Origin of the sequence: Nonomuraea sp. NPDC001831 (assembly GCF_042892035.1) — a bacterium.
GTDB lineage: Bacteria > Actinomycetota > Actinomycetes > Streptosporangiales > Streptosporangiaceae > Nonomuraea.
Map to the genome: position 1 here is coordinate 157,300 of NZ_JBIATU010000006.1, position 15,262 is coordinate 172,561.

Below are 15,262 nucleotides of genomic sequence, written 5' to 3' on the forward strand. Positions count from 1 at the left end.
CGTCTCGTCGGCGGCGAGCGCGGAATTCCGTTGTCTACTGGGCTCCCGGACCCGTCCCGGGTCCAACCCCCCAACCGGTTGGGGTGCCCCGACTCGACGGACCGACGGCCCTGCACCTGGCTGTGTGGACGAAGTCACGCTCCGTCACGGACGCAGGATCCGGCGATGTCAGAGACGGCCAACCGGCCAAGTCCCGTGCTGGACTGCGCAGCAAACTACCGACTCCACCTCAGATGTCAACCGTGTCCCGATCAGCGGGAACATCAAGTTTCCGCAGGTGGGACATGTTCGGCCTGCCATCGCAAAGCGGGTCAAAGCCCATTTGCCGACGTCGGGGACCTGCCCGGCAGGCCCGACAGCGCCTGCGACAACGGCCCTTCGTGGACGACGCCCAGCCGTTGCGTGGCACGGGTCAGAGCAACATACAGGTCGCTCGGCCCGCGTGGCGACTGGGCGGCGATGAGGTCCGGCTCGGCCACGATCACCGAGTCGAACTCCAGGCCCTTGGCGTCGGCCACGCCCATCACCGCCAGGGGCGCGTCCAGGGCGGCGGCCCCGGCGGCCCGTCCGGCGCCGGGAGTGACCACCGCGGCGCCCTCCACGGCCGCGACCAGCCGCGCGCCGAGCGTGTCCAGCAGCGCGTCGGGCACCACGACGGCGACCTTGCCGCCCTCCGCGACCTCGGCCCCGGCCAGCTCCGGCAGCGCGGACAGCGGCGCCGACCAGGGCCGCGCGCCGAGCTCGCGCACGGACGTCGGCGCCTGCAGGGCCGGGTCGATGGTGGCCAGCACCCGCGCGGCCACCTCCATGAGCTCCACCGGCGTGCGGTAGTTGACCGTCAGCCGCTCCTGACGCCAGCGCCCGGCCACGTACGGGTCGAGCACCTGCGCCCACGAGCGCGCCCCCGCCGCCGAGCCGGTCTGGGCGATGTCGCCGACGATCGTCATCGACCGCGTCGGGCAGCGCCGCATGACCGCCCGCCAGGCCATCGGCGACAGCTCCTGCGCCTCGTCCACGATCACGTGCCCGTAGGCCCAGGTGCGGTCGGCGGCGGCGCGTTCGGCGGTGGTGAGGTAGGGGCCGTCGCCGCGCTGGCGCTCGGCCAGCCGCTCGGCCTCCATGACGTCGGACAGGCCGGTCAGCTCCAGCACCTCGCGCGCGTAGGCCAGCTCGGCCTCGCGCTGGTGCTCCTCGGCCTGCCTCGCTGCGGCCAGCTCCTCCTCGGCCTGCATCGCCGAGGCGCGCAGCACGTGCTCGTCGATGTCGCCGAGCAGCTCGGCGGCCTCGTCCAGCAGCGGCACGTCGGCGTCGGTCCACTCGGCCGAGTCGCGGCGCAGCAGCGCCCTCTCCGCGGGGCTCAGGACGCCCCCCGCCGCCTCGAGCCGCTCGGGTGACCCGTACAGGCCGAGCAGCAGCCGCTGGGGCGTCAGGTACGGCCACAGCCGGTTGAGCGCCGCCTTGACCACCGGCTCGGTCCGCAGTTCCTCGCGCAGGTCGGCCAGCTCGTCGTCGTCGATGAGCCCCTTGCCGATCTTGCGGGCCTGCTGCCGGGCCAGCGCGTTCAGCAGCGACCTGACGAACACCGCGCGCGCCTGGTTGTGCGGGCGGCGCGAGCGCACGGCCTTGTTCTTGGCCGCGTCGAGCATGGCGCGGTCGACGGTGAGCGTCAGCCGCCCCACCGTCAGCTCGACGGGCTTGCGCGGCACCTTCTGCCGCTCGCGCACCGCGCGCTCGATCACCTGGGCCATCCGCGCGTCGCCCTTGACCGCGGCCACCTCCGGACGGTCGCGCCGGGTGGCGGTCACGCCGGGGTACAGCTCGCCCACGGTGGACAGCAGCACGTCGGTCTCGCCGAGCGAGGGCAGGACCTGCTCGATGTAGCGCAGGAAGGTGAGGTTGGGGCCGAGGATGAGCACGCCGCGGCGCTCCAGGCGCTCCCTGTGGGTGTAGAGCAGGTAGGCGGCCCGGTGCAGGGCCACGACGGTCTTGCCCGTGCCGGGGCCGCCCTGCACGACCAGGACGCCGTTGAGGTCGCTGCGGATGACGCGGTCCTGCTCGGCCTGGATGGTGGCGACGATGTCGCGCATCCGGCCGGTGCGGCGCTCGTCGAGGGCGGCCAGCAGCGCGGCCTCGCCGTTGAGGGTGGCGCGGTCGTCGTCGGTGAGCGCGTCGAGGTCGAGCAGGTCGTCGTCGACGCCGACGACGCTGCGTTCCCTGGTCTGCAGGTGGCGGCGCCTGGTCACGCCCATGGGCGCGGCGGGGGTGGCGCGGTAGAACGGCTGCGCGACGGGCGCGCGCCAGTCGATGAGCAGGCGGCGTTGCTCGTCGTCGGTGAGGCCGAGCTTGCCGATGTAGAGGCGGCCCTCCTCGACGTGGTCGAGCCGGCCGAAAACCAGGCCGCGCTCCACCGCCCAGAGCCGGGCCAGGCGCCCGGCGTACATGTCGGCGAAGGAGTCGCGCTCGGATCTGTTCTGCATCGTGCCGACGGCACCCGTGGCCAGCACCTCCTTGAGCCGGCGCTGGGTGCGCTCGCGCAGCTCGTCGAGGCGGTCGTACAGACCGGTGACGTAGGACTGCTCCTTGGCGAGCTCCGTTTGACGAGTTGCCGCCTGACCATTATTGTGGTTAATGGGACACTCCGGGCCATTCTGCTTGTTGTTGCGACAAACGATGACATTAGCACGCCTGTCGAGGCACTCCCATCTTCCCTTCCCCCTTCCGGGTCACGGCTTGGTTTCGCCCTCTTGACCAGCATGGGAGAACTCCCTATGTTCTCGAGTTAGGAAAGTTTCCTAACTTCGTCGAAGGGGTCCTCCTGATGAGCGGTCCGGTTCCGGGAACGCCCAGCCTGCTGCGCGCGATCAACGACCGCGCGGCCCTGCGGGCGCTCCTCGAGCGCGGGTCGCTGACCCGTCCGGAGCTGGGCGCGCTGACGGGCCTGTCCAAGCCCACCGCCTCCCAGCTCCTGTCGCGCCTCCAGGACGCCGGGCTGGTGGTCCTGGACGGCATCAGGGAGGGCCTGCCGGGCCGTACCGCCGAGGTCTACCGGATCAACCCGGCGGCGGCCTACGTGGGCGCCCTCGACGTCACCCCCGACCGCATCGAGGCCCGCGTCGCCGACATCACCGGCACCGTCGTGGGCTCGTACACGCTGCCCACGCCCCGGCGGCCGGGCGGCGAGCTGGTCGACCGGCTGGGCGCGGCGCTGGCCGGCGCGAACCCGCCGGACAAGCTGCGCCGGGTCGTGATCGGCGTGCAGGCGGCGATCGACCCGGCCACCGGCCGGCTCGGCTACGCCGCCGCCAAGGACGTGCCCGGCTGGCAGATCGACGACCTCGTGCCCACCCTCAGCGCGGGTCTCGGCACGGCCGTGGACGTGGAGAACAACGTCAACCTCGTCGCCCTGGCCGAGCAGGCGCACGGCGCGGCCCGCGGGCACTCCGACTTCGTGCTGCTGTGGGCCGACGAGGGCATCGGCTCGGCCATCGTGCTCGGCGGGCGCATGCACAGGGGCGCGACCGGCGGCGCGGGCGAGGTGGGTTACATGCCGACCCCGGGCGCGCCGACCGCCCGCGAGGCCGGCCGCTACGCCAACCACGGCTACCAGGCGCTCACCGGCGGCCCGGCCGTGCTGCGGCTGCTGCGCTCCTACGGCGTGCACGGCACCGACTTCCGCCAGGCCATCGCCAAGGCGGTACGCGTCTCGGAGGGCTCGGGGCAGAAGGCCGACGACGCCAAGGCGGGGCTGCGCGACATCGCTGCCCGCCTGGCGGTGGGCCTGGCGGCCATCACCTCCGTCATCGACCCCGGCCTGATCGTGCTGACCGGCGGCGTCGTGCTGTCGGGCGGCGAGCCGCTGCGCGAGCTGGTCGAGCACGAGCTGCACGCGCTCACCATCCCCCGCCCCGTCGTGCGGCTGTCGCACGTGGAGGGCAACCCGGTGCTGGCCGGGGCGCTCGACCTGGCCCTGGACACCGTGCGCGACGAGGTCTTCAGCTCGACCGTCCCTTCCTAGAGCCTTTTTCTCCATCCCGTTCCACCCTCCCTTCATGATCCCCCAGCGGTAGGAGGCACCCCCCGTGCGCTTCGTCCCCCTGGCGGCCGTCGCGATCCTCGCGCTCGCCGCCTGCACCGCCGGCAGGGAGGCCGGGCCCTCGCTCGGCTCCCAGCCCAGACCCTCGGGCTCGGCCTCCGCGGCCCTCCCGGCGGCCACCATCCAGCTCTGGCACGGATTCTCCACCGACGCCGAGGTCAAGGCGTTCGAGGAGGCCATCGCCGGGTTCCACGCCAAGTTCCCGCAGATCACCGTCAAGGCCACCAAGGGCGTCCAGGACGACCAGATCACCCAGGCCATCCGGGGCGGCAACGCGCCGGACGTGGCGGCCTCCTTCACGACCGACAACGTCGCCCAGTGGTGCAGGTCGGGATCGTTCCAGGACCTCACCCCGGTCATCAAGCAGGACGGCATCGACCTGTCGGTGCTGCCCGAGGTGGCACGTTCCTACACCGGCTTCGGCGGCCGGCAGTGCACGCTGCCCCTGCTGGCCGACGCGTACGGCCTCTACTACAACAAGGCCCTGATGAAGGGCAACCAGCCGCCCAAGACGCTGACCGAGCTGGCCGAGCTGGCCAAGAAGCTGACCGTGCGGGACGCGAACGGCGACATCAAGGTGGCCGGGTTCGTCCCCAGCACGCAGTACTACGAGAACAGCCCGAGCCACCTGGCCCCCATGGTCGGCGCCACCTGGTACAACGCCGACGGCACCTCCGCCATCGGCACCGACCCGGCGTGGAAGGCCCTGCTGCGCTGGCAGAAGGAGCTCATCGACTGGTACGGCTACGACAAGCTGGAGAAGTTCCGCAAGAGCCTGGGCGACGAGTGGAGCGCCGACCACCCGTTCTACAAGGGCAAGATCGCCATGGTCCTGGACGGCGAATGGCGCAACGCCATGATCGCCAACGACGCCAAGAAGCTCGACTACGCCACCGCTCCCCTGCCGGTCGCCGACGACAAACCCGACCTGTACGGCAGCGGCTTCACCGCCGGCACCGTCATCGGCGTCCCCAAGGGCGCCAAGAACCCGCAGCAGGCCTGGGAGCTGGTCAAGTACCTGACCACCGACACCAGCTCGCTGGTGACGCTCTCCAACGCCCTGCGCAACGTGCCCACGACCAAGGCCGCGATGGAATCGCCGGACCTGACCAAGGACGCGAACTTCGCCACCTTCCTCGACATCTTCTCCCACCCCAAGACCTCGACGCTGCCGCCGAGCGTCAACAGCGTGTTCAACCAGGAGGCGCTGGCGACCTTCGTCGTCAAGTGGGAGAAGGGCGCGGTCACCGACCTCGACGCCGGGCTCAAGGGCGTGGACAAGCAGATCGACGACAAGCTGAAGCTGTCCGGGGGCTGATCGGCGATGGCCTCCTCCCCCCACGCCGCGCCGCCGAGGCGGCGCGGCGAGGGCCTGCGCGCCCTGCTGTGGTTGTCGCCGTGGATCGCCGGAGTGTCGATCTTCTTCGTCTATCCGCTGCTGTCCACGGTGTACTTCTCCTTCTACCGCTACGACATGACCAGCACGCCGGAGTTCATCGGGCTGGACAACTACGCCTACCTGCTGCACGACCCGCGCGTCGCGATGTCGGCCAAGAACACGCTGTGGCTGGTGGCGATCATGGTGCCGGCCACGGTGCTGTTCTCCCTGGCCCTGGCCCAGCTCGTGGTCCGGCTCAAGGCCGGCGTCGGCATCCTGCGGACGATCTTCTACCTGCCGTCGCTGGTCCCGCTGGCGGCCGGGACGATCACCTTCGTCTTCCTGATGAACCCGGCCACCGGGCCGTGGAACAAGTTCCTGGCCCTGTTCGGCATCCACGGGCCCGACTGGTTCGGCGACCCGGCCTGGTCCAAGCCGAGCCTGACGCTGCTGTCGCTGTGGAGCTGCGGCCAGCTCGCCGTGATCTTCATGGCGGCGCTGCTGGACGTCCCCCGGCACCTGTACGAGGCCGCCGCCATCGACGGCGCCGGCGCCTGGCGGCAGTTCCGCAGCGTGACGCTGCCGACGATCGCGCCGGTGCTGATGTTCGCCCTGGTCACCAACGTCATCTACGCCCTGCAGTACTTCACCCAGGCGATGATCGCCTCCCGGGTGGCCTCGGGCTCGACCGACTCCCCCGGCTCCACCTTCACCCCCGGCTACCCGGACGAGTCGCTGCTGACGCTGCCTCAGTGGCTCTTCCAGTCGGGCTTCCGCGACTGGACGATGGGCTACGCGTGCGTGCTGGCGCTGCTGCTGTTCGCCACGTCGATGATCTTCACGTTGATCCTGCTGCGGCAGTTCCGCCGGGCCGAGGAGGCGATATGAGCGCGACCATGACCGCCCCCGCCCCGCCCGCGGCCCCCGCGCGGCGGCAGGGGGTCAGGGCGCGGCGGCGGCGCACGCTGATGTGGATCGCCACGCACGCGACGGCGATCGTGCTGGCCCTGATGTTCCTGGCGCCGGTGGTGTTCCTGACGCTGACCGCGCTGATGACCGACGAGCAGGCGCTGACCGGCGACCTGTGGCCGCGCACGTGGAACTTCGACAACTTCGTGGTGGTGTTCGAGAAGTCGAAGCTGCTGCGCTGGGGGATCAACACGCTGCTGTACGCGGGCCTCGGCACGGTCTTCACGCTGGCCTCCTCGATCCCGGTGGCCTACGCGCTGGCCCGGTTCCGCTTCCGCGGGCGGCGGGCGGCGTTCCTGCTGGTGATCACCGCCATGATGCTGCCGCCGCAGGTCATCGCGGTGCCGATCTACCTGGTGTGGGCCCGGCTGGGGCTGACCGACAGCCTGTGGCCGCTGATCCTGCCGATGTTGTTCGGCGACGCGTTCTCGATCTTCCTGCTCCGCCAGTTCCTGATCACCATCCCGCGCGAGTACATCGACGCGGCGAAGGTGGACGGCTGCTCGGACTTCAGGACGCTGGTGCGGGTGATCCTGCCGATGGCCCGTCCGGCGGTCGCCGCCGTCGCCCTGTTCCAGTTCTTCTACTGCTGGAACGACTACTACGGCCCGCTGCTGTACGCCGGCGTCGAGCAGGAGGGCTGGACGCTCTCGCTCGGCCTGGCCACGTTCAAGGCGTTCCACAGCGTCCAGTGGAACCTCACCATGGCCGCCACCCTGCTGGTGACCGCCCCGGTGATCATCGTGTTCTTCCTCGCCCAGAAAGTCTTCATCGAGGGCGTGACCTTGACAGGAGTGAAGGGTTGAAACTCGCCGTGGTCGGGGGCGGCTCGACGTACACGCCGGAGCTGGTCGACGGGTTCGCGCGGCTGCGTGACGAGCTGCCCGTGACGGAGATCGCCCTCATCGATCCGGATCCGTCCCGTCTGGAGCTGGTGTCGGGGATGTCGCGGCGCATGCTGGCGCACGCCGGGCATCCGGCGCGCGTGCTGGCCACCTCCTCGGTGGCCGAGGGGGTCGCGGGGGCCCAGGTCGTGCTGTTCCAGCTCCGCGTGGGCGGGCAGGCGGCCAGGAACGTCGACGAGACGCTGCCGCTGGAGTGCGGCTGCGTGGGCCAGGAGACGACCGGCGCGGGCGGCCTGGCCAAGGCGCTGCGCACGGTCCCGGTCGTGCTGGAGCTGGCCGAGACCGTACGCCGGCAGGCCCCGGACGCCTGGATCATCGACTTCACCAACCCGGTCGGCATCGTCACCAGGGCGCTGCTCGACGCCGGCCACCGGGCCATCGGGCTGTGCAACGTCGCGATCGGCTTCCAGCGCCGCTTCGCCGCGGGCCTGGGCGTCGACCCCGGCCGCATCTCGCTGGGACACGTCGGGCTGAACCACCTGAGCTGGGAGCGTTCGGTCCATCTCGACGGCCGGGACGTGCTGCCCGACATCATCGACCGGGCCGGTGAGAAGATCGCCGAGTCCCTCGGGCTGCGGGTGGAGCTGATCCGGCGGCTCGGCGTCATCCCGTCGTACTACCTGCGCTACTTCTACGCCCACGACGCGGTGGTGCGCGAGCAGCGCGCCAAGCCGTCGCGGGCGGCCGAGGTGGCCGAGATGGAGACGCGGCTGCTGGAGATGTACGGCGACCCGTCGGTGGTGACCAAGCCGGAGCTGCTGGACCGGCGGGGCGGCGCCTTCTACTCCGAGTCGGCGGTGGCGCTGATCGCCTCGCTGCTCGGCGACCGGGGCGACGCCCAGGTCGTCAACGTGCGCAACCAGGGCACCCTGCCCTTCCTGGACGACGACGCCGTCATCGAGGTGCCCGCGGCCATCACCGCCGCCGGCGCCGCGCCGCTGCCGGTCCCGCCCGTCGAGCCGCTGTACGCCGGGCTGATCGCGCACGTGTCGGCGTACGAGACCCTGGCCCTGGACGCCGCCCGCCGGGGCGGCGCGGACCGCGTGCGCGACGCCCTGCTGGCGCACCCCCTGATCGGCCAGGACGACGTCGCCGAGGAGCTGACCGGCCTGCTGCTGGCGGCCAACCGCGAGCACCTGCCCTGGACGGTGGGCTAGTGGCGGGCTCCCGGCTGCTCCTGGCCGTGGACGGCGGCAACAGCAAGACCGACGTCGCGGTGGTCGCGGACGACGGCGAGGTGGTCGCGACCGGCCGGGCGGGCCCCTTCGAGCCGCAGAGCGCGGGCGTGGCGGCGGCCGTGGACGTGGTGGCCGAGGCGGCGGCCCGCAGCGGCCTGCCGGCCCAGGCGTTCGGCCACGTGTCGGCCTGCCTGGCCGGGGCCGACTTCCCGGTGGAGGAGGAGGCGCTGGCCGCCGAGTTCGCCGCCCGCGGGTTCGCCGACGTGGTGGTGCGCAACGACACCTTCGCGCTGCTGCGGGCCGGCACGTCGGCCCCGTGGGGGGTCGCGGTGGTGTGCGGCGCGGGCATCAACGCGGTCGGCGTCTCCCCCGGCGGGCAGGTCGCCCGCTTCCCCTCGCTCGGCCGGATCAGCGGCGACTGGGGCGGCGGCCAGGGCGTGGCCGAGGAGGCGCTGTGGCACGCCGTGCGCGCCGAGGACGGCCGCGGCGCCCCGACGGCCCTGGCGGAGCTGGTCACGGCCCACTTCGGCACGGCCACCGTCGAGGAGCTGGTGCTCGACCTGCACTTCGGGCGCGTGGACGAAGGGCGGCTGCACGAGCTGGCCCCCGGCGTGCTGGCCGTCGCCGCGGCCGGGGACGCGGTCGCCCGATCGCTGGTCCAGCGGCAGGCCGAGGAGGTGACGGTGATGGCCGAGGTGTGCCTGCGCCGGCTCGGCCTGCTGGGGACGCCGGTCGAGGTGGTGCTCGGCGGCGGCATGCTGGCGGCCCGGGACCCGCTGCTGACGCCGCTGCTGGAGTCGGCGTTCGCGGCCAGGGCGCCGCAGGCCGAGCTCGTGGTGGCCGACCTGCCGCCGGTGGCGGGGGCGGCGCTGCTGGGGCTGGAACACCTGGGCGCTCCGGAGTCCGCGCTGGCCCGGCTGCGCTCGCACTTCGCGCTCCCGGTCACCCGCTGACCGGGCCGCCGGCGGGCGGGTGCCGCTCGTCGGGTACGTGCACCGGACGCGGGCGCCGGTCCCTGCGGGGGCGGCGCCCGTCGGGGCTGTCGGGCTGTCGGGGGAAGGCGTTCCGGTGGGCCTTCAGGCGGACGCGTCGGGCTCGGGGGGCGTGACGTCGGGGGCGACGACGGGGGCACGGTGCTCGTAGGGCGTGCTCAGCACCACGGTGGTGCGGGTGGAGACGTTGGCCGAGGCGCGGATCTGCTGCAGCAGGTCCTCCAGCGCCACCGGCGAGGCCACCCGCACCTTCAGGATGTAGCTCTCGTCCCCGGCGACGCTGTGGCAGGCCTCGATGGCGCTCAGATGGGCCAGCCGCACGGGGGCGTCGTCGGGCGCGGCGGGGTCGATCGGCTTGATCGACACGAACGCGGTCAGCGACAGCCCGATCGCGTCGTGGTCGATGACAGCGGCGTAGCCGCGGACGACGCCGCGCTTCTCCAGGCGGCGTACGCGCTGGTGGACCGCGGAGACGGAGAGCCCGGTCTCCCTGGCCAGGTCGGTGAAACTCATGCGGCCGTCGTGGGCGAGCAGCGTGACGATCCGGCGGTCGATCTCCTCCATCGGTCAAAGGTAGCCGGTGATGGTCACGACATGGTCCCGACGGGAGCGACCCCTCGGTTCATCGCGTGCTCGACCAGGGTGATGAGCACCTGGCGGCCGGAGTCGCGCCGGCGGGCGTCGCACAGCACGATGGGCACGTCGGGTTCCAGCCCGATGGCCGAGCGCACCTCTCCGACGGTGAACGGGCGGGTGCCCTCGAAGCAGTTGAGCGCGATGATGAACGGCTGCTCGCGCTTCTCGAAGTAGTCGACGGCCGGGAAGCAGTCGGCCAGGCGGCGGGTGTCGGCCAGCACCACGGCGCCCAGCGCGCCCATGGCCAGCTCGTCCCACACGAACCAGAAACGTTCCTGCCCCGGGGTGCCGAACAGGTAGAGCATGTAGTCGTCGCGGATGGTGATGCGACCGAAGTCCATCGCGACGGTGGTGGTCAGCTTGCGCTCGACGCCCGACAGGTCGTCGACGTGCGTGCCGACGTGGGTGAGCGCCTCTTCCGTGCGCAGCGGGCGGGTCTCGGAGACGGCGCCGACCATGGTGGTCTTGCCCGCGCCGAATCCGCCGGCGATCAAGATCTTGATCGCGGTCGGCAGCCGCCAACGGTCGACGCGACCGAATTCCATCCAGCACCGCCCGTACAGGTCCCGCGCACGTCCCGGCCTTCGCGCATGGTCAGTGATATCTGTCAAGGCGCGTGGTGAAGGCCGTTCGACGTGCCTGGCATCGAGCCACCCTAGCAACGCCACATTTTCCACTCAAGACATAAACTTTTACAACGAACCAAATGTCACGATTTATCGTCGGTAGTCCCATAAATCGCCTGGCGGGCGACGGGCGGTCAAGAGACTTGTCAGCTTATTCGACGAGATCGTTAGGTTACGGGGTCGAGGTCCGAAATGCCGGTGAAGCCGGCGTTGAAGCCGATCCGTCGGCCCAGGTAGGCGGCCGTCCGCGGGCTGCAGCCGCGCAACGCCTCGATCAGGCCGGTCGCCTCGCGGGCCAGGCCGGCCATCGCCGCGGTGACCTCGCCGCCGGTGACCCCGAGCCCCAGCACGTTGAGGTCGCCCCAGCTCAGGTCCCTGCGGTAGGAGGCGACGTCGCCGAGCAGGTGCAGGTAGCGCTGCACCTGCCGGCTGACCGTCCGCAGCTCCTCCAGGTGACCTGTGGTCCAGCCGTCGCCGGTGTAGATCCAGTGGGACAGGTCCACGAAGCAGGAGCCGCGGCTGTCGGCGTTGTCGAGATAGCGCTCCAGCGTGGGGGCGGCCCGGGTGTCCCGCCACACCCAGGCCCTGGCCATCCCGTCCAGCGTCCGGGCGAGCTGGTCGTGCCAGAGCCGCCGCGCCGGCCCGAACCCCTCGACGGTGGCCAGCTCGTCGCGCAGGTCGGCCAGGAAGCGGGTGACCGGCGACCGCGGCACCGCGCCGCCGGCGACCTCCACGCACGCGCGCGTCAGCCGGTCGACCTGCTCGCGGGTGGTGGCGGTGTGGTCGACCAGACGGCCGACGGCCAGCACCCACAGGGCGCTGCGATTGACCGCCTTCAGCCCGCCCGCGCCCGCCCAGGGGGCGCTGAAGGCCGTGCCGAGGGTCAGGGTCTGGTAGAACTCGGCGTCGAAGGCGGCGCCGGGGAACAGGCCGTCGTACAGCTGGGCGCAACGCCGCAGGTCCCTGCCGCACTCGGCGGCCAGGGCGCAGGTGCGGCCGAGCCGGTACGCCTCCTCCAGCTCCTCGCCGGGCACCCTAGGGCCACCCGCACGGTACACAGCTCATGGCGACGCCCCCCAACAGCCGGCCGGACGAATGCACCTGCCGAAGAATTCTTTCATGATCACATACCCCCATCAAGCCATTCCCACCTCCGCCAGCCGACGGAAGGGCGGCGTCAGGGGGAAGGGAAGGCGGCCCAGAGGGCGGTGGCGTCGTCGTGGGGTTTGCCGCGTACCGCGCCGCGTTCGGCCTCCAGCCCCCGTACGGCCGAGATCACCGCCCCCGGCCCCCCGCCGGCCAGCTCGGCCAGCACGGACTCCCAGCTCCACCCGTACCACTCCACCAGCCGGGTCACCCCGTCGGTGAACAGCCCGGCGCCCAGCAGCCCGGACGCCTCCACGACCCCGCTGACCGCCTGACCGGCGGCCTCGGGACGGGTGGAGGCCACCCAGAACCCGCCCTCGGCGTTGCGCAGACGCCGCACCAGCTCCGGCGAGTACGGCCGCCCGCCCGGCAGCCGCTCCACCCGATCGTCGCCGATGACCTCGGCCCCGCCGTCGGCCCGCGCGAGCACCACCGGGGAGTCCCCCAGCACGAGGTACTCCACCACTCCCCCGCCCAGGCGCACCATGGCCACGGTGGTGGACGGCGAGTCGGGGTCGCCCAGATCGCACGTGCCCGCATGTGCGCCCATGGTGACGGAGATGGCCTCGGCCAGGATGTCGGCCAGCGACGAGCGCCCGCCGGCGGCCAGCCCCGCGGCCAGCGCCCCGCCGAGCCGCCCGACCAGCCAGGCGACCCCGTGGGCGCAGCCGCCGCCGGCCCCGGCCGCCGCCGTGGCCCCATCGAGCACGACCGCCCACGAGGGCCCGGCCACCGCCAGGTCCTCGTTGGGCCGCGCCGACCCTGGCCGGGTGGCGTACCTGACCTCGGTGAACATGCCGTTACGGCTGGACGGTCACCAGCTCGCGCGGCGTGTTGTTCAGCCGCTCGCCGCCGGTCTCGGTGCAGACGACGATGTCCTCGATGCGGGCGCCGTGGCGACCGGGCAGGTAGATGCCGGGCTCGACGGAGAAGGCGAACCCGGCCTCCATCGGCTCGTCGTTGCCCGAGACGATGTAGGGCTCCTCGTGCGTCTCGATGCCGATGCCGTGGCCGGTGCGGTGGATGAAGTAGTCGCCGTAGCCGGCCTCGGCGATGACCTCGCGGGCCGCCGCGTCGATCGACTCGCACGACACGCCCGGCCGCACCGCGGCGCAGGCGGCGTCCTGGGCGCGGCGCAGCACCTCGTAGTAGGCGGCGAACTCGGCGGGCGGCTCGCCCACGCAGTAGGTGCGGGTGGAGTCGGAGCAGTAGCCGTTGTGGAGCTGGCCGCCGATGTCGACCACGACCGGCTCGCCGGCCTGGATCACCCGGTCGGAGACGTCGTGGTGGGGGCTGGCGCCGTTGGGCCCGGAGGCGACGATGACGAAGTCGACCGTGGCGTGGCCGGCGGCCAGGATCGCCTCGGCGATGTCGCGGCCCACCTCGCGCTCGGTGCGGCCGGCGCGCAGCAGCTCGGGCACCTGCCGGTGGACCGCGTCGATGGCCTCGCCGGCCTCGCGCAGGGCGGCCACCTCGGCCGGCGACTTGCGCATGCGCAGGTCGCGCAGCACCGTGCCGGCCAGCACCTGCTCGGCCTCCGGCAGCACGTCGCGGAAGCGCAGCGACGACATGGCCCACATGCGGTCGGCCAGCCCCACCTTGGCCACCCGGCCCAGCCGGGCGGCGGCGATGCTGTAGGGGTCGTCGGTCTCGTCCCAGGCCACGAACTCCAGCCCGAGCCGGGAGGCGGGCGAGGCCTGCGCGGCCGGCAGCTCAAGGCGGGGCACCATCATGTACGCCTCCCCCGAGGCGGGCACCACGAGGCAGGTCAGCCGCTCCAGCGGCTTGGCGTCGTAGCCGCTGACATAGCGCAGGTCAGGCCCGGGGGTGAGCAGCAGGGCGTCGAGGCCGGCCTTGGCGGTGGCCTCCTGCGCGGCGGCAAGACGGGACACGGGATACAGGTCTGAGGACGTCACGAGCCAAATCTACTCGGACGCCCGGCGCCCCCACTCCAGCAGGCCGCTTGTCCGCCGAGGGCTAAAATCCGCGAAAACTTCTCACAACATGGGAGCCCATGACTACACTCCGTTCCACATTGATCACGTAGTGTGGGACCAATTGTCCAGTTCCACTGCACTTTGAGAGTGAGGCCATGGTCGACTTCGCAGGCGCGGCAGAGCTGGTCAGGGAGGCCCCGCACGGGCGGGCGCGCGGGGCGGGGGCGGAGCTGCTGGCCGTCCGGCTGGCCCACGCCGAGCGGCTGGGCAACATGGGCTGGGCCGAATGGAACCTGCGCACCGGGGCCGCCATCTGGTCCGACCAGGTCTACGCGATCTTCGGAAGAGACCGTGAGGAGGGGCCGCTGTCCCTTCCCGACCTGGCCGCCATGGTCGAGCCCGCCGACCTCGACGCGCTCGACCGGCTGCTGTGGCACGTGGTGGAGGGCGTCGAGCCCGTGCACGCCGAGTTCCGCGTCAGGCGCGGCACGGGCGAGCTGCGCGATCTGCGCGTCGTGCTCGAACCGCTGATGTCGCCCGGCGGTCCGGTCGGCATGCACGGCGTCATCCAGGACATCACCGGCCGCCGCAGGGCCGAGCGCATGATGTCGGAGTCGCGCCGCCAGCTCCTGGAGGCCCGCGAGCAGGCGGCCGAGGAGCGCAACGTGATGCTGGCGCTGCGCGAGGCCATCCTGCCCGCGCCCACCGGCTGCCTCGACCTGCCGGGGGCCAGGATCGCCGTCCGCTACGTGCCGGCCGAGAAGACCGCCAGTCTGGGCGGCGACTGGTTCGAGGCCGCCACCACCCCCGATGGCCGCCTGCTGCTGGCCATCGGCGACGTGTCGGGCCACGGGCTGCCCGCCATCGCCCACATGGCCCACCTGCGCCACGCCCTCGTCGGCCTCACCATGACCGGCCGGCCCGCCGACCGCCTGCTGTCGTGGCTCAACGACCTCGTCCTGCACCAGCTGAAGGACACCACCGCCACGGCCGTCATCGGCCACCTCGACGCCAAGACGCTGCTGTTCACCTGGGGGCAGGCGGGCAACCTCGACCCGATCCTGGTGCGCGAGGGCCGGGCGGCCCGGCTGGGCAGGCCGCGGGGCGTGCTGCTCGGCGCGGTCTCCGGGCGGCCCTACGAGCTGGCCCGCACCCGGCTGCGCCCCGGCGACCTGCTGCTGATGTTCACCGACGGGCTGGTCGAGCGGCGCACCCGCGACATCGACGTCGGCCTTGAGCTGGTGCTGGCGGCCGCCGGCGGCCTGTCCGCCCACGATCTAGAAGCCGGGCTCGACCGCCTCCTGGCCGACATCGGCGGCCCCAACCCCGAGGACGACGCGTGCCTGCTGGCCGTCGCCGTCCCGGAGCCGGACGGGAGGGCGGCGGGAGTGCGACCATAGAC

At 72.3% G+C, this 15,262-nt stretch carries 13 protein-coding genes; 7 read left to right on the forward strand and 6 right to left on the reverse strand.

Annotation, left to right across the window (positions count from 1 at the left end; all coding sequences use genetic code 11):
* Positions 1-311 precede the first annotated feature (311 nt).
* Entirely contained in the window at positions 312-2,477 is a 2,166-nt protein-coding gene (locus ACFYYW_RS21365; RefSeq protein ID WP_387650812.1) for a HelD family protein, read from the reverse strand.
* 341 nt (positions 2,478-2,818) lie between these two features.
* Between ACFYYW_RS21365 and ACFYYW_RS21370 the strand changes: the two genes are divergently transcribed.
* The 6 genes from ACFYYW_RS21370 (at position 2,819) to ACFYYW_RS21395 (ending at position 9,476) form a co-directional block, all read left to right on the forward strand.
* A complete protein-coding gene (locus ACFYYW_RS21370; RefSeq protein ID WP_364419154.1) occupies positions 2,819-4,015 on the forward strand; it encodes an ROK family transcriptional regulator in 1,197 nt (398 codons plus the stop codon).
* Positions 4,016-4,079: 64 nt separating this feature from the next.
* Positions 4,080-5,411: an ABC transporter substrate-binding protein gene (locus ACFYYW_RS21375; protein ID WP_387650813.1), complete on the forward strand. Its 1,332-nt coding sequence runs from the start codon at positions 4,080-4,082 to the stop codon at positions 5,409-5,411.
* Positions 5,412-5,417: 6 nt separating this feature from the next.
* On the forward strand, positions 5,418-6,359 hold the full coding sequence (locus tag ACFYYW_RS21380) for a sugar ABC transporter permease (RefSeq protein WP_364390392.1): 942 nt from the start codon (positions 5,418-5,420) through the stop codon (positions 6,357-6,359).
* A complete protein-coding gene (locus ACFYYW_RS21385; protein WP_352350803.1) occupies positions 6,356-7,246 on the forward strand; it encodes a carbohydrate ABC transporter permease in 891 nt (296 codons plus the stop codon). Before ACFYYW_RS21380 ends, ACFYYW_RS21385 begins: the two co-directional genes overlap by 4 nt.
* Entirely contained in the window at positions 7,243-8,502 is a 1,260-nt protein-coding gene (locus ACFYYW_RS21390) for a 6-phospho-beta-glucosidase (protein WP_387650814.1), read from the forward strand. The genes ACFYYW_RS21385 and ACFYYW_RS21390 overlap by 4 nt, the downstream gene beginning before the upstream one ends.
* Positions 8,502-9,476, forward strand: a complete 975-nt coding sequence (locus ACFYYW_RS21395; RefSeq protein WP_352326805.1) for a BadF/BadG/BcrA/BcrD ATPase family protein — start codon at positions 8,502-8,504, stop codon at positions 9,474-9,476. The genes ACFYYW_RS21390 and ACFYYW_RS21395 overlap by 1 nt, the downstream gene beginning before the upstream one ends.
* Before the next feature lie 123 nt (positions 9,477-9,599).
* Here ACFYYW_RS21395 and ACFYYW_RS21400 read toward each other — a convergent pair whose 3' ends face one another.
* The 5 genes from ACFYYW_RS21400 to ACFYYW_RS21420 all read right to left on the reverse strand — a co-directional run bounded on the left by ACFYYW_RS21400 (position 9,600) and on the right by ACFYYW_RS21420 (position 13,839).
* Positions 9,600-10,079: an Lrp/AsnC family transcriptional regulator gene (locus ACFYYW_RS21400; RefSeq protein ID WP_387650816.1), complete on the reverse strand. Its 480-nt coding sequence runs from the start codon at positions 10,077-10,079 to the stop codon at positions 9,600-9,602.
* Between the two features lie 23 nt (positions 10,080-10,102).
* Complete coding sequence (locus tag ACFYYW_RS21405) at positions 10,103-10,696, reverse strand: ATP/GTP-binding protein (protein WP_352326803.1); 594 nt, start codon at positions 10,694-10,696, stop codon at positions 10,103-10,105.
* 248 nt (positions 10,697-10,944) lie between these two features.
* Complete coding sequence (locus ACFYYW_RS21410; RefSeq protein WP_387650817.1) at positions 10,945-11,811, reverse strand: terpene synthase family protein; 867 nt, start codon at positions 11,809-11,811, stop codon at positions 10,945-10,947.
* Between the two features lie 143 nt (positions 11,812-11,954).
* Positions 11,955-12,719: a protein phosphatase 2C domain-containing protein gene (locus tag ACFYYW_RS21415; RefSeq protein WP_364419147.1), complete on the reverse strand. Its 765-nt coding sequence runs from the start codon at positions 12,717-12,719 to the stop codon at positions 11,955-11,957.
* Between the two features lie 4 nt (positions 12,720-12,723).
* Positions 12,724-13,839 (reverse strand): M24 family metallopeptidase, encoded by a 1,116-nt coding sequence (locus ACFYYW_RS21420; RefSeq protein WP_387650819.1) that lies wholly within the window; start codon positions 13,837-13,839, stop codon positions 12,724-12,726.
* Between the two features lie 176 nt (positions 13,840-14,015).
* Here ACFYYW_RS21420 and ACFYYW_RS21425 point away from each other — a divergent pair, with 176 nt between their 5' ends.
* Positions 14,016-15,260 (forward strand): PP2C family protein-serine/threonine phosphatase, encoded by a 1,245-nt coding sequence (locus ACFYYW_RS21425; protein WP_387650821.1) that lies wholly within the window; start codon positions 14,016-14,018, stop codon positions 15,258-15,260.
* Positions 15,261-15,262: the final 2 nt, after the last annotated feature.